Annotated in this window: 22 protein-coding genes; 11 read left to right on the forward strand and 11 right to left on the reverse strand. The window is 46.5% G+C overall.

What is annotated here, in order from left to right:
- Positions 1–79: 79 nt before the first annotated feature.
- A complete protein-coding gene (locus tag FXV75_RS04000; RefSeq protein WP_148831288.1) occupies positions 80–961 on the reverse strand; it encodes an ArgP/LysG family DNA-binding transcriptional regulator in 882 nt (293 codons plus the stop codon).
- A gap of 130 nt (positions 962–1,091) precedes the next feature.
- Between FXV75_RS04000 and FXV75_RS04005 the strand changes: the two genes are divergently transcribed.
- Positions 1,092–1,697 (forward strand): LysE/ArgO family amino acid transporter, encoded by a 606-nt coding sequence (locus FXV75_RS04005; RefSeq protein ID WP_148831289.1) that lies wholly within the window; start codon positions 1,092–1,094, stop codon positions 1,695–1,697.
- Between the two features lie 26 nt (positions 1,698–1,723).
- On the opposite strand, the gene FXV75_RS04010 is transcribed toward FXV75_RS04005, so the two are convergent.
- The 5 genes from FXV75_RS04010 to betI form a co-directional block, all read right to left on the reverse strand.
- On the reverse strand, positions 1,724–3,010 hold the full coding sequence (locus FXV75_RS04010) for an MFS transporter (RefSeq protein ID WP_148831290.1): 1,287 nt from the start codon (positions 3,008–3,010) through the stop codon (positions 1,724–1,726).
- Positions 3,011–3,352: 342 nt separating this feature from the next.
- Positions 3,353–4,546 (reverse strand): choline ABC transporter ATP-binding protein, encoded by a 1,194-nt coding sequence (gene choV, locus FXV75_RS04015; protein WP_148831291.1) that lies wholly within the window; start codon positions 4,544–4,546, stop codon positions 3,353–3,355.
- Positions 4,547–4,549: 3 nt separating this feature from the next.
- Positions 4,550–5,395: a choline ABC transporter permease subunit gene (choW, locus tag FXV75_RS04020; RefSeq protein ID WP_148831292.1), complete on the reverse strand. Its 846-nt coding sequence runs from the start codon at positions 5,393–5,395 to the stop codon at positions 4,550–4,552.
- 96 nt (positions 5,396–5,491) lie between these two features.
- Entirely contained in the window at positions 5,492–6,394 is a 903-nt protein-coding gene (locus FXV75_RS04025) for a choline ABC transporter substrate-binding protein (protein WP_410428252.1), read from the reverse strand.
- Positions 6,395–6,595: 201 nt separating this feature from the next.
- On the reverse strand, positions 6,596–7,189 hold the full coding sequence (gene betI / locus FXV75_RS04030) for a transcriptional regulator BetI (protein WP_148831294.1): 594 nt from the start codon (positions 7,187–7,189) through the stop codon (positions 6,596–6,598).
- 301 nt (positions 7,190–7,490) lie between these two features.
- Between betI and FXV75_RS04035 the strand changes: the two genes are divergently transcribed.
- From FXV75_RS04035 to FXV75_RS04050, 4 genes are all read left to right on the forward strand, one after another.
- Positions 7,491–8,648 carry a MalY/PatB family protein gene (locus FXV75_RS04035; protein WP_148831295.1) on the forward strand — a complete coding sequence of 386 codons (1,158 nt, stop codon included), beginning with the start codon at positions 7,491–7,493 and terminating at the stop codon, positions 8,646–8,648.
- A 31-nt stretch (positions 8,649–8,679) separates the two neighbouring features.
- Positions 8,680–9,477, forward strand: a complete 798-nt coding sequence (locus FXV75_RS04040; RefSeq protein WP_148831296.1) for a sterol desaturase family protein — start codon at positions 8,680–8,682, stop codon at positions 9,475–9,477.
- Between the two features lie 9 nt (positions 9,478–9,486).
- Positions 9,487–10,158 carry a YceH family protein gene (locus FXV75_RS04045; protein WP_148835208.1) on the forward strand — a complete coding sequence of 224 codons (672 nt, stop codon included), beginning with the start codon at positions 9,487–9,489 and terminating at the stop codon, positions 10,156–10,158.
- A 69-nt stretch (positions 10,159–10,227) separates the two neighbouring features.
- Positions 10,228–11,283, forward strand: a complete 1,056-nt coding sequence (locus tag FXV75_RS04050) for a Gfo/Idh/MocA family protein (RefSeq protein ID WP_148831297.1) — start codon at positions 10,228–10,230, stop codon at positions 11,281–11,283.
- A 130-nt stretch (positions 11,284–11,413) separates the two neighbouring features.
- On the opposite strand, the gene FXV75_RS04055 is transcribed toward FXV75_RS04050, so the two are convergent.
- A complete protein-coding gene (locus FXV75_RS04055; protein ID WP_148831298.1) occupies positions 11,414–12,202 on the reverse strand; it encodes an inositol monophosphatase family protein in 789 nt (262 codons plus the stop codon).
- Positions 12,203–12,504: 302 nt separating this feature from the next.
- Between FXV75_RS04055 and FXV75_RS04060 the strand changes: the two genes are divergently transcribed.
- On the forward strand, positions 12,505–13,224 hold the full coding sequence (locus tag FXV75_RS04060) for an RNA methyltransferase (protein ID WP_148831299.1): 720 nt from the start codon (positions 12,505–12,507) through the stop codon (positions 13,222–13,224).
- 84 nt (positions 13,225–13,308) lie between these two features.
- Here the strand turns inward: FXV75_RS04060 and gndA are convergent, their stop codons facing one another.
- Positions 13,309–14,832, reverse strand: a complete 1,524-nt coding sequence (gene gndA, locus FXV75_RS04065; RefSeq protein WP_148831300.1) for an NADP-dependent phosphogluconate dehydrogenase — start codon at positions 14,830–14,832, stop codon at positions 13,309–13,311.
- Positions 14,833–15,353: 521 nt separating this feature from the next.
- On the opposite strand from gndA, the gene FXV75_RS04070 reads away from it, so the two are divergent.
- The 4 genes from FXV75_RS04070 (at position 15,354) to FXV75_RS04085 (ending at position 19,131) form a co-directional block, all read left to right on the forward strand.
- Positions 15,354–16,910, forward strand: a complete 1,557-nt coding sequence (locus FXV75_RS04070) for a phosphoenolpyruvate carboxykinase (RefSeq protein ID WP_148831301.1) — start codon at positions 15,354–15,356, stop codon at positions 16,908–16,910.
- 107 nt (positions 16,911–17,017) lie between these two features.
- Positions 17,018–17,797 (forward strand): TatD family hydrolase, encoded by a 780-nt coding sequence (locus tag FXV75_RS04075; RefSeq protein ID WP_148831302.1) that lies wholly within the window; start codon positions 17,018–17,020, stop codon positions 17,795–17,797.
- The gene (locus tag FXV75_RS04080; protein WP_148831303.1) at positions 17,794–18,672 is read left to right on the forward strand and encodes an SDR family oxidoreductase; all 879 of its coding nucleotides are present in this window, start codon (positions 17,794–17,796) and stop codon (positions 18,670–18,672) included. Before FXV75_RS04075 ends, FXV75_RS04080 begins: the two co-directional genes overlap by 4 nt.
- 45 nt (positions 18,673–18,717) lie before the next feature.
- Positions 18,718–19,131: a hypothetical protein gene (locus FXV75_RS04085; RefSeq protein ID WP_148831304.1), complete on the forward strand. Its 414-nt coding sequence runs from the start codon at positions 18,718–18,720 to the stop codon at positions 19,129–19,131.
- Positions 19,132–19,148: 17 nt separating this feature from the next.
- On the opposite strand, the gene FXV75_RS04090 is transcribed toward FXV75_RS04085, so the two are convergent.
- Together FXV75_RS04090 and FXV75_RS04095 are read right to left on the reverse strand one after the other, a co-directional pair.
- Entirely contained in the window at positions 19,149–20,039 is an 891-nt protein-coding gene (locus FXV75_RS04090) for a hypothetical protein (RefSeq protein WP_262368458.1), read from the reverse strand.
- Between the two features lie 61 nt (positions 20,040–20,100).
- Complete coding sequence (locus tag FXV75_RS04095) at positions 20,101–20,640, reverse strand: YceI family protein (RefSeq protein ID WP_148831305.1); 540 nt, start codon at positions 20,638–20,640, stop codon at positions 20,101–20,103.
- A 131-nt stretch (positions 20,641–20,771) separates the two neighbouring features.
- Between FXV75_RS04095 and FXV75_RS04100 the strand changes: the two genes are divergently transcribed.
- Positions 20,772–21,668 carry a LysR family transcriptional regulator gene (locus tag FXV75_RS04100; protein WP_148831306.1) on the forward strand — a complete coding sequence of 299 codons (897 nt, stop codon included), beginning with the start codon at positions 20,772–20,774 and terminating at the stop codon, positions 21,666–21,668.
- Between the two features lie 42 nt (positions 21,669–21,710).
- Here FXV75_RS04100 and FXV75_RS04105 read toward each other — a convergent pair whose 3' ends face one another.
- The gene (locus FXV75_RS04105; protein WP_148831307.1) at positions 21,711–23,627 is read right to left on the reverse strand and encodes a beta-ketoacyl synthase; all 1,917 of its coding nucleotides are present in this window, start codon (positions 23,625–23,627) and stop codon (positions 21,711–21,713) included.
- Positions 23,628–23,643 lie beyond the last annotated feature (16 nt).

The raw sequence follows: 23,643 nt of genomic DNA on the forward strand, positions 1-23,643 counted from the left end.
TTAAAATATTTGTGTAATAACAGCCCTAAAGAAGCGGGTATGTCAGTGTCATTGAGCCGTTCTGACCTGTAGCCCTTTTTCAGTGTAAGGTTTTTTTTGTCACGTCTCTTATGACTGTGGTCAAGCGGTCCAATACAGAGGAGTTAAGTTTGTACCAATGCCAATAAAGAGGCAAGGCCAGACGTTTGTTTGGTCGCAAGGAGATGAGTTTCTTGCTTTGTACGTCCTGTTTTACTTGAACACTTGGAACCAAAGCACAGACTGTGCCACCCTTTACCAGCTCGACAAAACCATGCGACGAAGGATACCAGTGGCTGTTGCTGATGGTGGCAGACGCGCCTAGGCATTCGTTTTGGTAGCGTGTCCAGAGTTCGTCGTGTTCGTCGTAAATGAGTGAGGGCGATTGTAAAATGGATGCCGTGCTGAGGTCGCTGTGTAAGTAATGCGCAATAAAGTGTGGAGTGGCGACCAATTCGTAGTGCATGTAGCCAAGAAAAACAGAGTCTCCGCCGGCGACGGGGGTGCCAATTTGACTGAGGCAAGCCACTACTTGGCCATTTTGCAATAATGAGCGGGTTTGATTTTGGTCGGCGGCTTTGATGTGCAGCATGTTGCGGTCGGTATTTGAGAAGTCATGAACGACCTGAGTAAACCAGGTGGCCAGGACGTCATTGTTAACGGCGATTTTCAGTGGGTGGCGCGCTTGCTGGCTGGTGATGTTTTCTTTGATGCCTTCTTCTAACAAGGAGACCTTGTTGAAATGCGCCAGCAGTTGCTCGCCCAAAGGCGTGGCGATGACGGGTCTGGCTCGAATCACCAAGGGTTGACCGTATTCTTGTTCGAGCCGTTTGATGTTTTGCGATACCGCCGATTGCGTTAGGTTCAAAAAATGGGCGGCTTTGTCAAAGCTTTGAAATGTCAGTACGGCGTGAAGGCTGGTGAGTGCTTTGTAATCCATCATGCTGTTTTACTATTTTCCTGTTTTGCTTTTTATTTATTAATTTTTCTAATGAAGTTTTAATTAAATTAATTTTAATCTAAAGGCTGCGTCGAGTAAGATCAAGCGAAATTTGATGATTAAGGAAACAGCCATGTTGGCATTTTTGAGTGGTGCGATTACCGGCGGTGGGTTGATCATCGCGGTGGGCGCGCAGAACAGTTTTTTATTAGAGCAAGCACTGAAGCGGCATTATGCGTTTCCTATTGCGCTGTTGTTTATCGTAAGTGACGCGCTTTCTATTGCGCTAGGCGCATTTGGTTTGGGGTTGATTTTACAAAGTCATGATTGGCTGCTGTCGGTGTCTCGATGGGCGGGCGTAGGCTTTTTGGTGTGGTTCGCGTGGGGCAAATGGCGCGCGTCGTTTCAAGAAGAGCACTTGATTTTGGAACAAGTCGGTAAACGACTCGCCTTGTGGCCGTTGTGTATGATGGGGTTTGCGGTGACTTGGCTGAACCCGCATTTTTATTTGGATACGATGATTTTAATGGGCAGCTTGGCGAATCAATGGCAAGGCGATAAGTGGGCGTTTGTGTTGGGCGGTATTACAGCCTCGGTGGTGTGGTTTTTGTCGTTGGCGCTGGTGGGAAAAATGTGTGCAAAATGGCTCGAAAAAGCGGCGTTTTGGCGTTGGTTTAATCGCGTTAATGCGCTGTTAATTTGGAGTATTGCCTTGAAAATCGCCACGCAACCTATGTGATTCTAAGGGGTGGCGATGTATGGGGATTACAGTTTGATTTCCACTTCGTGAGGGTTTTCTTCTTCCGGGGCAGACGATGAGTCAGCGTCTACCAGCATTTCTGCAGTAGCAACAGAAGACACAGTTAAAGCCACGGGAATCTGATCTCCTTGGTCTTCGATGATCATCGCTGGTTGATGGTTGATGCGATATAGGGCAAACAGCGCCACCGATAAGTTCAGTGCGGCAACGAACCAAAATAAAGCGTCTATTCGTAGGGTGTCCATGAGCGCCGCGGCGATAAGAGGCCCCAGCATGCCCCCGACACCGTTCAGTAAAATCATGCCGCTACTGGCGGACAGAATTTGCTCTGGACGCAGTTGGTCATTCATGTGGGAAGACGCCAAAGAATACATGGGGAAGGTAAAAGCCCCCACCGCAAACATACCAATCATCATGAGTATTTGGTTATTAACACCACCTCCCAGTGGTACGATAAAAGCGGCTAGGGCACCGACAACACCGACCCACAACATGGTAACACGTCGGTCTTGGCGGTCAGAAAGTTTGCCTATGGGCCATTGTAACAACATGCCGCCCACGTAACTGGCACCAATGAAAATCGATATTTCGGCAATGTTCATGCCGATGCTTTTGGCATACAAGGCGCCCAATCCAAGCAGCGCGCCAGACGTTGCTCCAGCGATGGTGACTCCAGTAACCCCCAGTGGAGCGGTTTTTATTAGACCTAGTATATTGAGCTTTTCCGGGACGTTAATTGTGGGTGAGGGTGTGCGTACCAGTAATAAGGGCACCACAGCCAATGAGATCAAAACCGAGGTTAAAATGAACAAGCCGTAACCGCTTGGTGACGACAGATTTAATAAAAATTGGCTGATGGTTTGGCTGGCCCAAATTTCAATAATGTAAATCGAAAACAAGCGCCCACGGGTTTTGTTGGTGGCAATGTCGTTTAGCCAGCTTTCCGTCACGATAAATAAGCCGGCATAGCATAAGCCGGTGCCCATGCGCATGAGCATCCAAAACCAAGGATTGACCACCACAGATTGCATCAAAATAGTGATCGACGCCAAGGAAGCCACCGCAGCAAACACTCGAATATGCCCGACATTTTTCACCCAGGTAGGCACTAATAAAGACCCAATGATAAAGCCAAGGTAATAGGCTGACATGATCAAGCCGGTGGCGGTGGTATTAAACGCCTCGATTGAAGCCCGAATACCAATCAATGAGCTCTGCAAGGCACTTGCCATCGTTAAAATGGCAATGCCGATGAGCAGACTCCAGATAGGGAATAGGGTTTGCTTTAACATGTCTTATCCTTTCTTGAGCGAGTAACGCTGTATTTTTGAGTGGTTTGCTGTGCGGTTTAAGATTTGAGTTGGTTATTATTTCGGCAGACTATACCGATTGAATTTTCGATTGCAATCACTAATCGAGCTAATAAAAAGGAGTGTATAAAAACGCCTTAGGTTGAGTCATTTGAATGGTTTTGTCGTTCAGTCTTTGTATACGTTAGAGCCTCAGTCTGCTGGTAAGTACATAGGCTATTAAAGTACAAAAATCAAAGGCAAACCTGTGATGGTTTGTCTTTGATTTGATTTGTGTTTGTCTTGTTTAGTCCTCGCATTTACAGGGAATCCTGTGCGAATGGATTACGCTTTGGCCTGTTCGCTTGTGAAGTGTTTACCGAGCAAGGCATGATAAAAATTGTGATCGTTTAAAATCCCGATGCACTGATCGTGCTCTTCTAACACCATGAAAAGATTGGAGTGATACCGCAGTTCGACGGCATCGCGCATGGGAATGCTCGCGGGCACAACAAACACGGTATTGTCAGGTACAGTGCTAAGCTTCATATCGGGTGTCCAACGGGCGGTAGGAAGCTCGCCATGGGGGCCTTGTATCTTGGCCAGTGTATTGTTGTTTTCTAATGTCATCCAAATATTGTCGCTGACCGCAATGCGATCATTGGACACTACCAGCTCTGACAATGGCGTCATCAGTGAGCGGCCACGTAACACATTTAATGGGTTGGTATGAGCGACAAACTTTTCGACGTATTGCGTGGCGGGGTTCAGCACGATTTGCTCGGGAGCGTCTTCTTGAATGATTTTTGCAGATTCCATGATGGCAATTTTAGAGCCAATTTTTAGCGCTTCGTCTAGGTCATGGCTAACAAAAATAATGGTTTTGTTGAGGCGTTTTTGCAGCTCGATTAATTCGTCTTGTAGCTGAGAACGAATTAAGGGATCGAGCGCAGAAAAAGGCTCGTCCATTAACAAGACATCTGTGTCCATCACGAACGCTCGGGCGAGACCTACCCGCTGGCGCATACCGCCGGACAGTTCGTCGGGCTTTTTGTCTGCCCATTTGTCTAAACTGACCATTTTTAATTGTTCGCGCGCTTTTATCAGTCGCTCTGTTTTGGGCATGCCTTGCATTTCCAAACCAAAAGCCACGTTCTCGAGTACGGTCAACCATGGCATGAGCGCAAAGCTCTGAAACACCATGGACACGCGATGCGTTCGCATGTGACGAAGTTGGGTGTCGTTGCATTTGGCCATGTCGACCATGTCGTCACCATCTCTGACGAGGCAGCGTCCGCGGGCGATTTTGTTTAAGCCGTTTACCGCTCGCAATAAGGTGGATTTACCCGATCCTGATAAACCCATTAGGACGCAAATCTCACCTTCGTTGACTTCTATGTTGGCGTTTTGCACACCGACCACGTCCCCAGTCATGCCTAATATTTGATCTCGAGTGTGGCCTTTGTCCATAAGCGGCAGTGTTTTTGCTTTGTTTTCACCGAAGACGATATCGACGTTTTCAATTATTACAACAGGCATACCTTATCCCTCGTTTTTCGATGATGGAGACTTGCAAATGCGGTCAAGCATGATGGCGACCAAAACAATGGCAACGCCGGCTTCAAAGCCTTGAGAAATGTTTACCGTGTTGAGCGCTCTAACAACCGGCTTCCCTAATCCATCGGCGCCAACCAGCGCGGCAACCACGACCATAGATAAGGACAACATAATGCACTGAGTCACCCCGGCCATGATGTTTGGCATGGCGGCCGGTAATTCGACTTTATACAATAATTTGGACTTGGTGCAGCCAAACGCCAAGCCCGCTTCGATCAATTCGTTTGGCACCTTGCTTACGCCAAGGTACGTCAAACGAATTGGTGCTGCGATGGCAAAGATGATGGTGGAGATCAGTCCCGGGACGTAGCCTAAGCCAAATAAAATGAGAGTGGGGATCAAATACACAAACGTGGGGATGGTCTGCATCAGGTCTAAAATGGGTCGTAAAATGGTGTAAAGCCAGGGGCGATGCGCGGCGGCAATGCCGATAGGAACACCAATTAAGACGCTGATGGTGGTGGCTGAGACAACCAAGACTAAGGTTTGGATGGTTTCGATCCAGTACCCCATGTTGATAATAAGCAAAAGTGCCGCGGTGATAAAAATCAGTAAGCCTATGCTGCGATGTAAAAACCAAACGCCGATTAAAACGATGCCAATTACCGCAATTGGGTGAAGGTATTCAATGGCGTCAACTAACGTGACAATAAGGGTTTCTAAGGTGATAGAGACGAGGTCAAAAAATACGGAAGCTGCGGTAACCAGCCAATCAACAAAGTTTTCCATCCAAGCGCCAAGCGGGATTTTGTTCTCCGTTAGCCAATTCATATGTGTGCTCCCTTTCGTTTGATGACGCTGTGTTCGCCATTTTTGGCCAACACAGCGATTAGCTGCTAGTAATACACCAGCATGGTGCTCAAAATATTACAGGCCTAGGTGCGATTTAACGGCGCTAAGACCATTTGCGCCAGACGCTGTTGTAACGCCAGTGAGCCAAGTATCAAGCACTTGAGGGTGAGCTTTGAGCCATGCTTTCGCCGCGGCATCGGGCTTTTTGCCCTCGTCTAAAATGGCGCCCATAATTTCGTTTTCCATTGGTAACGTGAAAGCAAGATTGCTGACCAGTTTGCCGATGTTCGGGCATTCCTGAACGAAGCCTTTGCGCACATTCGTGTGAACATTAGCGCCCCCAAAGTTAGGCCCAAAGTAGTCGTCGCCACCAGAAAGGTATTCCATGTCAAAGTTGGCGTTCATGGGGTGGGGGGCCCAGCCTAGGAATGCGATCCATTTATCTCGACGTGCATTGCGGCTTACTTGCGACAGCATGCCAGCTTCACTGGATTCAACGAGTTGGAAGTTGCCCAGATCAAAGGCGTTGGAGTCGATCATGTCTTGAATGATGCGGTTGCCATCGTTGCCAGGTTCAATGCCGTACAGACGACCAGAAAATTCTTTTTTAAATTTTGCAATGTCAGCAAAATCCGTTACGCCGGCATCAAACGCACTTTTGCTGACCGCGATGGTGTATTTTGCACCTACTAAATTAGCGCCCAAATCTTCGACCGTACCGGCGTTAAGGTAAGGTTCAATATCGGCTTGCATGGTTGGCATCCAATTGCCTAAAAAGACATCAATGTCGCCATTCGCAAGAGAGGTGTATGTCACGGGCACAGACAGTAATTGAGTCTTGGTCTTATAGCCTAGGCCTTCGACGATTTCACTGGTCACGGCGGTGGTTGCTGTGATGTCTGTCCAACCCACGTCAGAAAAACGCACCGTTGAACAATCTGCAGCCATGGTTAAGCCGGACATGCCGGCAAGGCTCATAGCGATTACCGTTTTTTTTGTGCTAAGCAACATAGATGTACCCTCTTTATATTGAACTCAAAATGAATGAGCGAATACAGTGCCGAATAACGGCACTGAACGTGAACTCCTGAAACATTGAGCAACGCTCATTTTATTGGCGTGCCCAGTAATAATTCATACAGCAATAGTGCTTAACGTTAACAGTGCCTAGTGCTGTGGTTAATGGTGAGCGCGATGTTGAAACGCTAAATCCAAGTAATTTTGTATTTGTTCAGCCGCTTTTTGCTTGTCAATACCGCCGGCTAAAGAACCGCGTAGCCACATACCGTCTATCATGGCGGCTACGGTGAGCGCCATGTTACGCGCTTCTTTTGTGTTGAATTCTTCTTTCAGCACACAGACTAACGCGGTGTTTAAACGTCGTGAATAGACATTCTGCAACCGATACAAAGCCGGCTTGTGCATGGCGGATGCCCAAAACCCCATCCAAGTTTTAACCACTTGAGGGTGCGTTTGCGATTGACTAAAGCTGGCGACGACTATCGCCATGACTTTGTGTTTGGCTGACGTCTCTTTTGTTTTTTGGATGCTGATGGACAATATCTCAAAAAACTCTCGGATTAAGCTTTTCATTGTCGCTTCGTATAAGCCGTCTTTGCCGCCAAAGTAGTGATTAATAATGGCGGGAGATACGCCGGCTTTTTTGCCAATGACACTCACGGTCGCTCCCGCAAAGCCGTGTTTGTCTATCGCTTTTATGGCGGCCTCGATGAGCTGAGGTTTGCGAATTTCAGGCATTCCAACTTTAGGCATTTAGGATCCTTTTTTATTAAACAGCCGTTTAATGAAAACTATAGTAGGCTGATTGTGTGATTTAGGTCAACCCTTGACAAATTGAAAACTTAGTTCTCTAATTAATTTAACTGTTTGATTATTAAAAGAATTTAGTCTTTAAAAATATTTTTTGGTCTTTTTTGTGTGGCATTGTGTCGGTTTGAGATAACTATTGTGTTTTTTTCGGCCAAAAAAAGACGTTTTTTGTGTCGCTTGGCTGGTGTTTGCTGGTTTTATCATGTTAATTATAACGGTAAATACACAATGGGAGTGATGTTTAATGAATGCCTCTTTTTCGATGTTTGATGGCTTAGTCGACCGATCTAATAGCCACAGTGAAAAGTGGTCGAAGTATCCTGAAAGTGTAATCCCTATGTGGGTCGCTGACATGGATTTTGATGCGCCAGATTGCATTAAAGAATCGTTAAATCAACGCGTTGAGCAAGGTGTGTACGGCTACACTAAAACGCCGGAAGCATTGGAAAACGCCATTCAAAAACACCTTTCTCAACGCTATGGTTGGTCTGTTTCTGTCGGTGATCTCGTGCATTTGCCAGGTTTGGTCTGTGCGTTGCATTTGAGCGTTCGAGTCTACTCGGACAAGGAAGACGCTGTGGTTGTACCAGGCCCTGTCTACTACCATTTAACCAAGGCGCCCGAGTTGTCTGGGCGGACGGTGTTGCATGTTGACATGGTAATAGAGGCAGGGCGTTGGGTGCTCGATATGGCGCAATTTGAAGTGGCGTGCGCTGACCCTAAAAGCAAAATGATTCTGCTATGCAATCCGCATAATCCAGGTGGAACCGTGTACACCAAAACGGAGTTGTTGCGCATTCATGTGCTGGCTGAAAAGTACAATTTGGTGGTCGTCAGTGACGAGATTCATTGTGATTTGATTTTAGACGATGTACCGCATGTACCCTTCGCCAGTTTAAATGAAGAGGCAGCGAATCGAACGGTTACGTTAATGGCGCCAAGCAAAACGTTTAATATAGCGGGTTTGGGGTATGCCTTTGCCGTGATTGAAAACGCCACATTGCGCCAGGTGTTCCAGCAAGAGCGAGCTGGCCTTATTCCTTCTCCTAATTTGCTGGGATTGACCGCCGCAACCGCGGCTTACGAGAAAGGGCAAGAGTGGCATCAGTCTTTGCTCACTTATTTAACCCAAAATCGCGATGTTCTGATTGAGCGCCTCGCCAAAACACCGTTGAAAATGGCGAATTTGGAAGCCACGTATTTGGCTTGGATTGATGTGTCTGCGTTGTTATTAGACGATCCTTACGGTTTTTTTGTGGACGCGGGAGTTGGGGTCTCAAACGGTGCTGATTTTGGTAATCCGAATTTTGTACGTTTGAATTTTGGCTGTCCTCGATCGGTGTTGCATCAAGCGATGACGCGAATCGAAGTGGCTTTGGAAAAACATGGTTTTATGGCTTAAACCAAGCTAGATGTCTTCACAGTAGGAACAGATGATCGATTTTACCGTTCGTATTAGTATTTTTTTAGTGGTGTTTAGTTCGCTCATGACATGGCAATGGCTTGCGCCAAGGGGGCCGCTGTTACAGTGGAAGCAGCGCTGGCGTCATAATCTAATTTTGTTGATGCTTGGGTCACTGTGCGTCCGTTTGTTTCAGCCTTTGTTGTTGTCATTGGTGGCTTTGTCGAATCAAGACACGGGCTGGCTGAGTCAGTTAGGGTTGCCTTTTTGGTCGATCGTGATCATTAGCGTACTTTTGCTCGACGGCCTAATTTATTGGCAGCATCGGTTGTTTCATCGGGTGCCTTTGTTGTGGCGATTGCATCGTGTTCATCATTCCGACCCTGAGCTGGACGTGAGTTCTGCGATTCGCTTCCATCCAGTTGAAATTGTTTTATCCTTATGTATCAAAGCCTCGGCGGTATGGGTGTTTGGTATTCCAGTTGAAGCCGTGTTGATTTTTGATGTCTTGCTCAACGCGTCTGCCATGTTTAATCACACCAATGTCAGATTATCGCCGCGGCTGGAAAAGTGGGTGAAGGTACTGGTGGTGACGCCGGATATGCACCGTATTCATCACTCTCGTGTCAGCGAAGAAGCCAACAGTAACTACGGGTTCTTTTTAAGTATATGGGATGCCTTTTTTCGAAGCAAACGCAACCAAGCTTTACAGGGCGACGCCGCATTAAACATTGGTATGCCGGGTACTACCAAGTATCAACCGGCTACCCTGATCGATATTTTGGTTATGCCGCTAAAAACCTTTAAAAAATCTCGTAAAAGTGAATAGGAAATCATGATGAGTTATCACCAAGTGAGTTTTATTGAAATGCGTATTATTGGCTGCCTCATGGAAAAAGAGGTGACGACGCCAGACCAATATCCGCTGAGTGTGAACGCGCTGCTTAACGCGTGTAATCAAAAATCCAACCGTGACCCCGTGACTCAATTGACCGAGTTAGATGTTCAAGACGCACTCGATGCTTTAGTTTCTCGTGGCTTAGTGACCGAGATCAATGCGTCCAGCAGTCGTGTGAGTAAGTATCAACATAGGTTTTGCAATACCGAATTTTCTGACCTGCAATGGTCGCCAGCCGAAACAGCGGTCGTATGTTTGCTGTTTGTCCGTGGTGCTCAGACGCCCGGAGAGCTGCGTTCTCGTAGCGGTCGTTTGCATAATTTTGCCTCGCGTGAGGAGGTAGAAGCGGCTTTGTTGTCTTTACAGAGCAAGACTGGTGGGCCTTATGTTTGTCCGTTACCAAAAGAGCCTGGAAAGCGCGAGCAACGGTATCAAGAGTGTTTTTGCTCTGATTCTGAGCGCCCTGATGTGACGACAGCTTCCTCGGCTTCGGCTACGGTTGCGACCGAGGAGTATACGCAACAGCTTGAAGCCAAGGTTCAGGCATTAGAAGCGCATATTCAAACATTAAATGCGCGCATTCAAGCGCTTGAAAATGCGCATGGACTCTAGTTGGCTTACACGTCAAACTGAGCGCGTTTTAATGGAAATGCTTTTTACGATGATGACGGAGAGAATGCTATGAAGAAAATACGCTGGGGTATTATTGGGACAGGCCATATTGCGCATTTGTTTGCCAGTGATTTTTGTCATGTTAAGGCCGGTGAACTGCGTGCGGTGGCTTCTCGTCATAAAGCCTCTGCTGACGCGTTTTCGGAAGAGTTTGATATCGAATTGGCGTTTGTTGATTATTATTCACTGATCAATAGCCATGAAGTGGATGTTGTGTATATTGCTACGCCTCATGTGTACCATTTTGATTTAGCCAAGGCCTGTATTTTAGCGGGTAAGGCGGTGTTGTGTGAAAAGCCTTTTACGCTCAATGAAGGACAATCAAAAGAATTGTATGACTTGGCGTTGGAGCACAATGTTTTTGTCATGGAAGCCATGTGGACACGCTTTAATCCTGTGATTGAACAAGTGATTGAGTGGGTTGAAGACGGTGAAATCGGTGCGTTAAACAGCATTCAGGCGAGCTTTAATTTTGTGGCGCCAACGGACCCAGAGCACCGTTTGATGAAACTGGAAATGGGCGGTGGTGCTTTATTGGATATTGGTATTTATCCCGTGTTTTTGGCTCAATTATTCTTTGGAAAGCCGGACTTTGTGCAAAATCAAGCGGTGATTGGCGATACAGAAGTGGATCTGTTTGAGCAAATTTTATTAGGTTGGGAATCGGGTCAGTTGGCGTCGTTAGACGCTTCTTTGATTTCGTGCAATCCGAACCGTGCAACGTTATCTGGTTCTAAGGGTTATATCGAAATTGACTCACCATGGTACAAGGCTAAGTCTTGCCGTATTGTCAGTGCGGACAACACAGAGCGTGTTGTCTCCATTGATTTTCCTGGGCAGGGTTACCAGTTTGAAGTCGATGAGGTGAACCGCTGTTTAGAGGAAGGTCTATTGCAAAGCCCGAATTTCAGCTGGGAAGACAGCTTGGCTCTCATCGCGACGCTTGATGAAATTCGTCAAGATATTGGTTTGTACTATCCTGGTGAGGAGCAAGCCGCGGATGATCACCACGAGGCAGATGTGCATGAACATCACCACGAACACCATCATCACCATAAGCATTAGAATAACAAGGGCATAAAAAAGGGCATAAAAAAGGGTATAAAAAAAGGGCGACTTTTCCTTAGAAAAGTCGCCCTTTTTGTTGTAGTCGCCCTTTTTGCTGTAATAGTGGCCGTGTACTTTGCCAGTTTGACTAGCCTAAGTGCTTGTTTAGCATTGGCAATAGCACTTTAAATAATCGTGGCGACGCACATAGCACATTGCCTTTTTCTAGGCTTGGTGAGCCATCAAAGCCTGCGAACAAACAACCCGCTTCTTTAGCAATAAACAGCGGTGCCTGCATTTCCCATTCTTGAAGTTGAATACCCCAAGCCGCATCTAGGCGACCGGCCGCGACGTTGGCAAGCAGCAATGCGGGTGAATCTTGCATGACCGCACGAGCACCCTGACGAGCGATGTCGGTGAGCACAGCAAACTGTCCAGACATGGACGGCATTAAGCGATCGGTGCCAGGAAATTGTGCGCCAACGGTAACGTTTTCAAGGGTGCGAGCTGAACTGCTGCGGATTCGAGAATTGTTTAGATAAGCCCCACGGCCTTTACTGGCGTAAAACTCATCTTTGGTGTGAGGGTTTAGCACAAGAGCGTGCTCCACTTTACCAGCAACTAAATAGCTCATGGTAATGACGTTGCCGGTCAGGCCGCGAGAAAATAAGTGCTGCCCTTGAATGGCATCGACAATCCATTCACCTTCGTTGCCATTTTGTACTGTGCCTTGAAGGCGAGTGGTAATGGTGTCGCCAGGGTAGGCTTTTTCTAAGTGGTAAACAATGCTGCGTTCAGCGCCGGAGCACACGGTTTGATACACTTGTTCGGCCGACTGACCTTGCTCTTTATCAAACAAAAGTTTTTCTTGTGAATGAACGATGTATTCTGCCGCGGCGCGGGCTGCTTTCATTGCAATATTGATTCTAGGTTGCATAATTTACCGTCAATTATTCCGTCATTAAAATGCACGTATCGCTAAAAAAGCGATAAGTTGCTAAATAAAGTGTTAAAGAGCGAGCGTTCCGTTGTTCCTTCACCTAAAGTAGGTACCGAAATACGGTTGTTACCTTAGAGAGTGTATGAAAACCAAACGCCAAAATTTGAGCGCGAATTCTAGCTTAATAGCCTGTTTTTTACTAGGTATTTCTTGTTGGAAAAATGATCAGTTTGCTGTTCTGAGGTAAATATCTGCTAAGATGGGCGTATTTTTAGACTGTTATTAAGGCACTTAACACAATGCAAAACACCGTAAGAATAGTTCTGGTCAATACCTCGCATCCTGGCAACATTGGTGGCGCAGCTCGAGCCATGAAAAACATGGGTTTGGCTGAGTTATACTTAGTGGCGCCAAAGCATTATCCCAGCGATGAAGCGGTTAGCCGTGCCTCGGGTGCAACCGATATTTTAGACAATGCGGTGGTGGTAGAGACACTGGAAGAAGCCTTAGCAGATTGTCAGCTGGTGATTGGTACCAGTGCTCGTGAGCGCAATATTCCTTGGCCGCTGGTGGACCCAAGACAAGCCGCGGATTTGGTGTTTGATGAAGGGTTAGTCACGGCGTTTGTGTTTGGTCGTGAAGACCGTGGCTTAACCAATGAAGAGTTGCAGCGCTGCAATTATCATGTGCATATCCCATCTGTGGAGACGTTTAGCTCACTAAATTTAGGTGCTGCGGTGCAGGTGATTGCTTACGAACTAAGAATGAAATCACTCTTAATGAAAGACGCCCCTGTGGTCGCCAGTAAGTGGGATGTACCAGCGGCCAATGTTGAACAAATTGATTATTTACTTGAACATCTGGAAAAAGTGCTAGTAAAAACCGAGTTTTTAGACCCAGATATGCCTATGCAGGTGATGACGCGGTTTCGACGCTTGTTTCAGCGTTCGCGTTTAGATCAGCAGGAGCTTGGTATGCTGCGCGGTATGTTGACGTCGATGGAAAAGAAAATGAAGTAAAAGACGTTGACTGACCTTGATGGATGTAAAAAATCCGCAGAATGACAGATCATTCTGCGGATTTTTTAGTTCAGAGTGCCGTGCTTACGCTTTGCGTTCAGGACGACCTTCTTCTTGCCAGTAAGTGTGAAATTTCTGGCCGGGTTCTGCATCGACGCGTTCGTAGGTATGCGCGCCAAAGTAGTCGCGTTGCGCTTGCAATAAGTTAGCAGGCAATACTTCTGAACGGTAGCCATCAAAGTAAGCTAAGGCCGAAAAGAACGAGGGCGTTGGAACACCAGACTGCGCCGCTAAGACCACGGCTTTACGCAAACCAGACTGCTTGCTGTCCATGGCGTCTGCGAAGTAATCGTCTAATAGCAAGTTTTCAAGCTCGTGGTTTTCGTTAAACGCATCGGCGATTTTTTGTAGGAAAGACGCACGAATGATACAACCACCGCGCCAGATTTTGGCAATGGTGCTAAAATTCAGTACCCAGTCGTATTCGGCTTGAGCGGCACGTAACAATTGGAAACCCTGTGCATAAGCACAGATTTTTGCACAATAAAGCGCTTGTTCAATGGCGTTTTCTACGTCTTCAGCAATGATTTCACCACTTTCAACGTCCGCGGTTAATTTGCCTGCGGCAATTTCTCGTTCGCCAGTCAGCGTGCTTAGGGCACGTGCGTAAACTGATTCACTGATAATGCCCGCAGGTACGCCCATTTGTGTTGCGCTAATGGATGTCCAGCGACCTGTGCCTTTTTGGCCCGCACTGTCGAGAATCATATCCACTAATGGGGCGCCAGTAGCGTGGTCGTATTGTTGTAATATATCGGCGGTGATTTCAACAAGGTAGCTGTTTAAAATGCCTTGGTTCCATTTTGCAAATAGCTTCCCAATTTCTTCTGGTTCGTAACCCAATAAAGAACGCAGTAGGTGGTAGGCTTCACAAATCAGCTGCATGTCGGCGTATTCAATGCCGTTATGAACCATTTTTACATAGTGTCCTGCTCCATTGGGCCCAAGATAAGCGGTACAAGGCTCGCCTTCTGTCACGGGTTTTCCTGGAGTTTTGCTTTCAATAGGCTTTCCATCCGCGTCGACTTTTGCTGCAACGGCTTCCCACATAGGTTGTAAATATTTCCATGATTCTGCATCGCCTCCCGGCATCAACGAAGGACCAAAGCGAGCGCCTACTTCACCACCTGAAACGGCTGTGCCAAAGAATTTGAATTTTTCTTTGTATTCGGCTTCACGGCGAATGGTATCGGTCCATTGGCTATTGCCACAGTCAACAACGATGTCGTCGGCTTCTAGTCCTGCTTTGATAAGATTCAAGCAAACCGCATCCACTGGGTTACCGGCAGGTACGAGTACCACAATGACGCGAGGTTTAACGAGGTTAGACAGCATGACTTCCATGCTTGAACAGCCAATAATGCGCGCTTCAGCAGAAGAATCTGGACGTTCAGCCGCTTCGGTGTCAAGAACGTCTTGTACTTTGTGAGAGTCAAGATCAAAACCGGCAACGCGGTAACCGTGATCGGCTAAATTTAAGGCAAGGTTTTTACCCATGACACCCAGGCCGACAAAGCCAATATTGCAGTTCTGATTCGTTTTTAACATAAATATTGATCAACCTTTTGAGCTGTTTGGGAGAGGAAATTAAGAAAGAATCTTACCATGAAGCAGAGGGTTTCAGGACACATTAGGGCGAAGAAAAATTCAAATAAGTGTGTTTTTTTGATGTTTTTTAATAGAAAGCCTCCCCATTAGTGGCCTTTGCTATAGAAGGCGGGTCCTCATGGCGGCTTTGCTATATGGGTTCATCGAAAGTAATAATTTTTCTATTTAGTATTAAGGTCACTTTTTAGGAAGAAAATTACAAAAATTATTAACTATATGAGCATTTACTTTAGAGAAAAAGTGTATTTAATGGCATTTTTTTAAAAAAATTCAATAAAATCAATATCTTGACGTTTTTTTGAAAGTTTCATAAAAGTAATAAAATAACATATGGTTATAACAATATTTTTTTTTAGATTGTTTTGTTACTATCTTTTTTGACAGAAAAACGTTCGTAAGACAACGTTTGCATAACAGCAAGAATGACCAGACAACCTTGACAGTTCAGAGGACTTAGCAACATGAACTCCGTATCAGACGTAACTAGCATTCATACCAATTTAACGACACCGCAGTTGGTTGAAAAAGCCTTGCAAAAGGGTGAAGGTGTACTTGCAGACAACGGCGCTCTTGTCGTTGAAACAGGTGCTCGTACCGGACGTTCTCCTATGGATCGTTTCATCGTAGAAGAGGCGTCCAGTAAAGAGAATATTCATTGGGGGCCGGTAAATCGCCCATTCCCAGAAGCCAAGTTTGCGCCTTTGTGGGATCGGGTGGCGTCTTTTCTGGATGCTCAAGAGTCGTTTGTGTCTAATATTCATGTGGGGGCGGGAGACGATTATTACCTTCCTGTCATTATGCGCACTGAAACGGCTTGGCATCAGCTGTTTGGGCGTAATTTGTTTATTCGTCCCGACACGTATAACCCAGCGGACAAGGGGGAGTGGCAAATTTTGAATGCCCCTAACTTTGTCTGTGAACCTGACCGCGATGGAACAAACTCCGATGGTTGTGTGATTTTAAACTTTGCCGAGCGCAAAGTGCTGATTGCTGGCATGCGTTACGCGGGCGAAATGAAAAAAGCCATGTTCTCTGTACAAAACTATTTGCTGCCGGCGTACGATGTGTTGCCGATGCACTGCGCGGCTAATGTGGGTACAGAAGACGATGTCACTTTATTTTTCGGCCTGTCTGGAACGGGTAAAACGACCTTGTCTGCTGATCCTGAGCGCTTTCTTATTGGCGATGACGAGCACGGTTGGGGTAAGGATACGGTGTTTAATATTGAAGGGGGTTGTTATGCGAAGACCATCGATTTGTCACAAAAGAATGAGCCCATCATTTGGGACGCCATTAAGTTTGGTACTATCGTTGAAAACGTGGTGTTGGATGCTGAAACGAGAGTCGCAGATTACACGGATACGTCGTTGACTCAAAATGGTCGCGCTGGCTATCCGCGTGAGCACATCGAAAAGCGTGCCGCCGGTAACCGTGCCGGTGAGCCGAATGCCATTATTTTTTTAACGTGCGATTTGACCGGCGTATTGCCACCAGTTTCTGTGTTAACCAAAGAAGCCGCCGCTTATCACTTTTTGAGTGGTTACACGGCGTTGGTTGGCTCCACAGAAATGGGGGCTGGGACAGGCATAAAATCCACATTTTCAACATGTTTTGGCGCGCCTTTCTTCCCTCGTTCTGCGGATGTGTATGCGGATCTTTTGATTAAGCGTATTGAGGAGTTTGGCAGCAAAGTTTACTTAGTTAATACCGGTTGGACGGGGGGGGCTCATGGCCAAGGCGGTAAACGCTTTAGCATTCCTGTGACACGCGCAGTCATTTCAGCGATTCAATCTGGTGCGTTAGTGGATGTAGACACCGAGCATTTGGACGACGTGAACCTTGATGTTCCAATACAGGTTCCGGGTGTCGACAGTGTTTTATTGAACCCACGTAAAACATGGTCTGACCAGGCCGCTTATGAAGTACAAGCGAAAAACCTGATTGGGCAGTTTGTTGAAAACTTCAAAAAGTTTGATACGGTTTCTGAATCAATCGTAAGCGCGGGCCCTTCTCTTTAAGCGTTTTGTTGAACGTTTCCCAAAAAGCTGCGCATTTGCGCGGCTTTTTTGTTTCTGTCTGTTTTATAATCTAACGCTTCTCATTTTATTTCTGTGGTTTTTTACGTATGTTTATTGATAGTCATTGCCATCTTGATGTTGAGGCATTGGATGAGCAGCGTGACGGTTTAATGAAACGCTGTGCTGATGTTGGCATTGCCGGCTTTTTAGTGCCCGCTACGACGTACAAAAGCTGGTCGAAAATAGCGTCTTTGGCTGAACATTACCCGCAATGGCGTGTGGCCTATGGCTTGCATCCATATTTTTTGAACCAAGCTGAACGGAGCCACATCGAGTTGCTCGGTGAGCAGTCTGACGCATCGAATGCGCTTGCTGTGGGCGAGATCGGTTTAGATTGTTGGCCTGGCGCGATTGATTTGACGCTACAAATGGACTTTTTTCGAAGGCAGCTTAGCGTCTCAAAATCCCTACATTTGCCGGTCATTTTACACACTAGGAAAAGCGAGGATTTGGTGCTTAAATGTTTGCGGGACATCGGTGTAAAAGAGGGGGGTGTGGTGCACGCCTTTAACGGTAGCCTAGAGCAAGCGAAGCGCTTTGTTGATCTTGGTTTTGTGTTGGGTATTGGCGGTACGGTAACCTACTCAAGAGCAAAAAAAGCCCATCGCGTGCTGGCGTCGTTGAGTTCGCATTCGTTTGTGTTAGAGACCGACTCTCCCGATATGCCGCTGAGCGGTTTTCAGGGGCAAGTTAATACACCGCTTTCTATTCCTATGATCGCCCAGCACGTGGCGTCTATTAGGGGGGAGAGTGTCGAACAGATCAAAATGCAAACATACAATAACCTACTTAGTGTGTTTCCTAGGTGGAACGAGGATTTGTTTTGAACAATACATTAGACATTAATGCCCCTATTCGTATTCTTTTACTGGGCAGTGGTACAGAGGTGGGCTCGTCATTATTGCAGCTTTCTGAACAAAAAAATGAATTTGAATGGTTGTGTCCCGATGAATCTGTCTTGTTGGACGTGACAAAAAGGAGTGAACTGGACGCGCTGCAATACGATGTCGTTATCGACGCCTTGAGTTTGCGTCATGCATTACAAAGTGATTCTAAGAAACTGCAGGCCACTTTGTCTTACTTGAGTGAAAAAAACAATGCTACGTTAATTATGCTCAGCAGTGCGCGGGTATTCGCGGGTAATAAAAGCGTTCCCTATGCTGAGGTGGATGTTCCTGATGGTTTGGAGCCTTACGCACAGGCTTTGATTGAAACAGAAGTCATTGTTCTCAAGAACCCCAATAACATTGTATTAAGAACGGGCTGGCTGTTTAGTGGAAAAGGCGATGATTTTGTTTGTAGGACCCTCGGACTCATTCAAGATGGCGTGAACTTGGCGTACAAAGACGACTTGATTGGTAGTCCAACGCCCGTTTCAGACTTGGTTCGAGTGATTTTATCTATGGTAAACCAAGGGCATTATGGCGCTCAAAATACAGGCGTGTATCATTATTGCTGTGCTGAAGAGATCAGTTGGATTCGTCTTGTGGAGGCGATTGTGGCAACATCAGGGCAGTTTGATCCAAAAGCGCAAGTTGAAGTGGAAGCCATTGGGGAGTCAGGGTTAGAAGTACAAGAGACACTTGTGATGCAACGCCAGTCATTGTCTTGTCGAAGAATATTCAATCATTTTGGAATTAAGCAGCGTCCTTGGCGATCTAAGTTACGAACCCTAGTGAAAGAGTTGTATAAAGGGAGCTAAAAACCCATTTTTTGTCGAGGGTAAACACGCAAAGTAGGAGTTAATGTGAACAGAATGAATTACAAAGCCATTGTATTGGTGTTTATTCTTCAGTTAGTGATTGGGCTGGTTTGGTATACGTCGAGCCCAGCGTCGTTGTCCAGTCATGTTGCTCAAGTCGGCAGTGGGCGTCCTGAAGCCTCTATAATGCTGTTGTTTGCTGGTGCGATTTTGGCGTATGTTTTTTTTATGGCATGGCTGTTGACTCGAGTGAACGCCATGTCAATCTTGGGTCGTGTCTTATTCGTTGTGAGTGTGTGGTTGTGTATTGTGCTGCCGAATTATGTTTTTGTGGCGGTGCACCTGAATATGACTGGCTCTGATACCGTGTATTTATTGGCGTATGGCGCTTTAAATTGCGCCATTGCTGCGACTATATTGCCGTTATGGCCTTCTTCTCGATCTATCTTTAGAAACTGATCAATATCATTTATGCCCTAATAAAGGCTGCTCTGGGGCCACACAAGCCACACACTTAATCCGCTAAGCAATAGGCTCATCACCCCTTGTGTGGTGATGATAAGAAAATTGTATTGAGTGTTTGATTCACGTGATGAAGGTCGAATCAATATCTTTGCAATGGGAGTGACGAAACCACTTGCTAGCATCATCAGCATGACAGTAGTGGGAATGTCAGCCAATACATGACTCTGAGTCAGTACCCCAGCCAGCAGCAAAAAAGCAACTACGATGTGATGCTCGGTTTGTGTTGTTTTTAGCGCATAACTGGCGACGAGGTAGCCCATTAAGGCGGCCGCCAGTACGCCGAGTAATTGCCCCAATAATAAGCTTCCTCCTATCGAAACCACAGGTGACGACGCTCCTGCGGCAATCATAAGCCCGATTGTGGGCAGGTGAGTGAAGAAAAATCGCGTTCGATTGGTGTGCTCAACGGGTTTGTTTTGCGACATTGTCGTCAAAATAAAGTACAAGAAAGTCATCACCGCCCCGACGGCGGCCCCGCTTAGACTGACAAGTTGGCCTGAGTGCTTTAGTACTGGGTTTAACAACAAGTAAAACGACACGCCAAACAATAGCGCGATTAAGCTCTGCTTAACAACGCTTGGTTTTAATCGCATCAGTAAGCTGACGGCAATACCGATTAAGGCGGTGGTGCTGTAGTAATCGATGGCTTGGTTTGGGGGAAAGCTCAGGCCGGTATGCACCAGACTGAGCCCTATCACAAAGCCGCCGAGGTAGCCCAGAAAAGACGACGTAGGAAACCATTTGCCAGTTATCACACTGAAAATAAGGGCGGCTATAAAAGGGTAAACCGCCGTGTTTAACAGCATTAAAATCGTTGTGTTACTGGCTTGTTCGTACATCATGTTTCCTTTATTTAAAACCTTGTTTTTCGTTGTTTGCTATTACGTTATTGGCTCAATTTTATTACTGACGAATGCCTTCTACGTAGATCTCTATCATGGTGTTGTCAGAGACCCCTGGAATGAAGTATGTGATGCCAAAATCGCTACGTTGAATAACGGTGGTGGCCTCAAACCCTGCACGGTATCCACCCCATGGGTCTTTGCCTTCGCCAATTTTATTGACATCAAACCTGACTGCATTCGTGATGCCATGCAAAGTCAGGTCACCGGTTAGCGTGTTACCGTCAAAGTTTGTGCTTTTGAAGGTCAGTGTCGGAAATTGCTTGGCATCGAGAAAGTCTGGGCTTCGAAGGTGTTTATCACGAGCGTCATGGTTTGTGTCGACGCTGTCTGCTTTTATAATAAGAGACGCTCGGCCTGATTTTTCATTTTCAGGGTAGGAGAAATCGCCTTCAAACTCATTGAAGCGGCCCAGGGTGGTGCTCACACCTAAGTGACCAATTTTAAACGCCACGGCGGAGTGAGCCGGATCGATTTTATAATCGGCGGCCAACGTAAGACTTGATGCAAGGGCAAAGGCGCTGATCGTAACTATTTTCATACATTAATACCTGTTTTCATTGATAAGATAGGAATAGTGTAATGTGTTTAATTTTATAAACAATCAGGCTTGATATAAATTCAGTGTTTCGTATTATGGAATAATAAAGCCCTTATGTATGTTGAGGAAAGATGGATAAATTTCAGGCAATGAAGGTATTTTGTCGTGTTTATGAAGCCGATAGCTTCAAGTTAGCCAGTGACTCACTTGGCATCTCTCGGCCTATGGTGACGCGTTACGTAAATGCGATTGAGGAGGAGTTGGGCACTAAGTTGTTGCAGCGCAATACCCGGAACATCAGTGTCACAGAAGCCGGTAGGAAATATTATCAGCACTGTGTTTCTATATTGGATGCCATAGAGGAGGCGGAAGGCGAGATAGGTGAGTTGACTCAACAGCCAAAAGGCTTACTCAGAATCAGCATGCCAATGGATTTTGGTTTGTCGCATCTTGTGCCTCTGATCAATCAATTTAGCGTCTTGTACCCACAAATAATGCTCGATATTGAGTTCAACGACAAGCGTATCGATATGACCGAGTCCGGTGTAGATATTGCGATTCGTGGCGGAGATTTGGGTGGTGATCAATTTGTTGCTCGGCCCCTTTGCTACGCCAAGGGGTTTGTTTGTGCGTCGCCCGAATACATTAAAAAAAATGGCGCCATCAATGACGTTGACGATTTGCTAAATCATTCCTGTTTGGCGTATTTGAATGCCACCATGCCATACCGGTGGTCTTTGACGGACGGGAGCGGGCAGGTTCGCACAGTATCTATTTCAGGTGCATTCAGTGCAAATAATGGGAGCACTTTAACCCAGTTTGCGCTGTTGGGAATGGGGGTGATTTATCAGCCAGATTTTCTGGTCGAGAAATACCTTAAAACGGGTCAGTTGGTCAATTTATTGCCAAATTTTAGCGGTTATAAAATCGGTTTTTATGCGATCTATCCACAGCGAAAATTACTGCCCAGGAAGACACGTTTGTTTTTAGATTTTTTACAGAAAGCACTTTCCAGCACGGTGTCTTAGTGCGCTGAAAAGTAGTTTTCGCTCCATGGTGTTCAGTCTAGGCTATTTTAGATCGTCGAACTCATGATCAACATGAAGATTTATGGGCAATTTATAGCCAGGCAAACGGATCTCAGTGTCTGTAATAGAGAGGTCTTCACCTTCTAAAACATGAAAACCAAACTTATAGACAGGAAGCATTTCACCACGAATCATGGCTTGATTGTAGGCTTCTGCTGCTGTGCATACCGTGGTATTTCTTACTCGGTACGCGTCCAATTGTTCAGGGCTGTAGCGTTTTTCGAGCATGCTCATCGTGTGCTGGGGTGATAATAAGACCGCCGTCGCGTTGTTGCCACCAAATCCTTTCGAGTTCAATAGCGCCGCTTCAAAATAGTCTTTACCATAGTTCTGATGCTTAAGCTGAAAGGCTAAACCGTCTTGGTGTACGTCGTCAGCAATGGTGTGAGAAGTGGTGATGCCGGGTAAGATGCCGTCTTTCCATACACCTAATGACAGATGCAGCTGGTCGCCGCCTGCCGTGCCTTGAGAATGGCCAAGAAACGCTTTCATCGCGACAACGGGTATGCCCGTGGCACCAAAGCTCGTGGCTGCTTTGCTTAATACATGAGATTCAGTAATGCGGTTTTGCGGTGTGCTGGTGCCGTGGGCTTGAATGAACGTGCGTTGGGTTAAGCCATCGTTACCAATGATGTTTTGCAGGTAGGCCATGGCTTTGCTCATGGTCAAATAGTTGCCAATACCGGGAGCGGAAATGGATTTCTTATGGCCATCAGCATGAGAAAAAACCGCTGGAATAGCGCCAAATATTTCGGCCCCCAGCTCAATGGCCAGTTCATCGTCCATTAACAGGGTCCACTGACTGGATTCACCAATCGTGAAACCGCAGTTTTGCGCAAAAGGCCGGCAGCTTCGAGTGTGGTCTGGTTCCGCCTGATTGCTTATTTTATCTAAGGCGAGCAGAGCCGCGTCTTCCGCTAGGGCGCCCATTGTTCTAAACCCTTCGATGATTTCAGGGGTAATAGGCGCATCACTGCCACCGACCATTGCTACCCGGATTTTTCCAGACTTAATGCCGGTAATGGCTTTTTCCAGATTGAAAAAGTACGTCGCGCAGGCGCCAATTGAGGTACCAACATTGCCGACACTGCCTAATAAGTAGGCATTCACAAAGTCGGCCGGCATTTGAGCGTAGCCCAGAGGTAGGTGTTTTGATGTGGTGCGTTTGCCCATTAACGCTGACTTGAGCATGCCACCAAATCCTAAATCATCCATTTGCCCAATAGAGTTGGCGGCGTAGACAGCCATTTGATCAGGGGCGACGGTGTCGCGAATCGTTTCCCAGTCAATGCCGCTGCTCTTAATGGCATCGGAAGCGCCGTAAACGGTCATTTGTAACCCACGAGGGTGGTTTCGGCTCTGATACAGCTTGGAAGGGTCGAATCCTGTAGGCAGTTGTCCAGCCGCTTTCACTGACAGGGGACGGGTGTCTTTTATAAAGGTTTCTAAGTTGCCGTCAACGGTAACCTTGCTCAATGTGTCTGATAATGCTGTGACGTGCCAATTAGTTGGATGAACATTGGGTAACGAACGAGTTTTTATGGTAAAGCTGAGCTTTTCATCCGTATGGCCTGATTGCAAAGTGGTGGATTTATGCAAGACGACGTGATCAACATCGAATAAGTCACGATGGATTCGTCGTATAAGCGTCCGAGCCAAAAGCGTTTCTCCGATGCTGTCTACCAGCTCCGTGGCGTCCATGGCGTCGCCGCGGTCAGTGTACCAAAGGCCATCTTTGTATTGTGCCATATTGGTAATAGTAGCAAGGTCAAGAAGAACGTCCTGCTGAATTGAGCTTGGCAGAAGATCAAAAACAATACGGCGATAAGCTTGATGGGAAGAAGTACGACCAGCCGAATTGATTCCGCCAAAGCCAACGATAACAGGTAAACGGGCCAATTCAATTTCCTCGTTT

The organism is Marinomonas sp. IMCC 4694, from assembly GCF_008122525.1.
Taxonomy (GTDB): Bacteria; Pseudomonadota; Gammaproteobacteria; order Pseudomonadales; family Marinomonadaceae; genus Marinomonas.

Coding starts and splice junctions, on each gene's coding strand:
- FXV75_RS04000 (WP_148831288.1), bottom strand. CDS start 961: ATGATGGATTACAAAGCACTCACCAGCCTTCACGCCGTACTGACATTT.
- FXV75_RS04005 (WP_148831289.1), top strand. CDS start 1,092: ATGTTGGCATTTTTGAGTGGTGCGATTACCGGCGGTGGGTTGATCATC.
- FXV75_RS04010 (WP_148831290.1), bottom strand. CDS start 3,010: ATGTTAAAGCAAACCCTATTCCCTATCTGGAGTCTGCTCATCGGCATT.
- choV (WP_148831291.1), bottom strand. CDS start 4,546: ATGCCTGTTGTAATAATTGAAAACGTCGATATCGTCTTCGGTGAAAAC.
- choW (WP_148831292.1), bottom strand. CDS start 5,395: ATGAATTGGCTAACGGAGAACAAAATCCCGCTTGGCGCTTGGATGGAA.
- FXV75_RS04025 (WP_410428252.1), bottom strand. CDS start 6,394: ATGAGCCTTGCCGGCATGTCCGGCTTAACCATGGCTGCAGATTGTTCA.
- betI (WP_148831294.1), bottom strand. CDS start 7,189: ATGCCTAAAGTTGGAATGCCTGAAATTCGCAAACCTCAGCTCATCGAG.
- FXV75_RS04035 (WP_148831295.1), top strand. CDS start 7,491: ATGAATGCCTCTTTTTCGATGTTTGATGGCTTAGTCGACCGATCTAAT.
- FXV75_RS04040 (WP_148831296.1), top strand. CDS start 8,680: ATGATCGATTTTACCGTTCGTATTAGTATTTTTTTAGTGGTGTTTAGT.
- FXV75_RS04045 (WP_148835208.1), top strand. CDS start 9,487: ATGAGTTATCACCAAGTGAGTTTTATTGAAATGCGTATTATTGGCTGC.
- FXV75_RS04050 (WP_148831297.1), top strand. CDS start 10,228: ATGAAGAAAATACGCTGGGGTATTATTGGGACAGGCCATATTGCGCAT.
- FXV75_RS04055 (WP_148831298.1), bottom strand. CDS start 12,202: ATGCAACCTAGAATCAATATTGCAATGAAAGCAGCCCGCGCCGCGGCA.
- FXV75_RS04060 (WP_148831299.1), top strand. CDS start 12,505: ATGCAAAACACCGTAAGAATAGTTCTGGTCAATACCTCGCATCCTGGC.
- gndA (WP_148831300.1), bottom strand. CDS start 14,832: ATGTTAAAAACGAATCAGAACTGCAATATTGGCTTTGTCGGCCTGGGT.
- FXV75_RS04070 (WP_148831301.1), top strand. CDS start 15,354: ATGAACTCCGTATCAGACGTAACTAGCATTCATACCAATTTAACGACA.
- FXV75_RS04075 (WP_148831302.1), top strand. CDS start 17,018: ATGTTTATTGATAGTCATTGCCATCTTGATGTTGAGGCATTGGATGAG.
- FXV75_RS04090 (WP_262368458.1), bottom strand. CDS start 20,039: ATGATGTACGAACAAGCCAGTAACACAACGATTTTAATGCTGTTAAAC.
- FXV75_RS04095 (WP_148831305.1), bottom strand. CDS start 20,640: ATGAAAATAGTTACGATCAGCGCCTTTGCCCTTGCATCAAGTCTTACG.
- FXV75_RS04100 (WP_148831306.1), top strand. CDS start 20,772: ATGGATAAATTTCAGGCAATGAAGGTATTTTGTCGTGTTTATGAAGCC.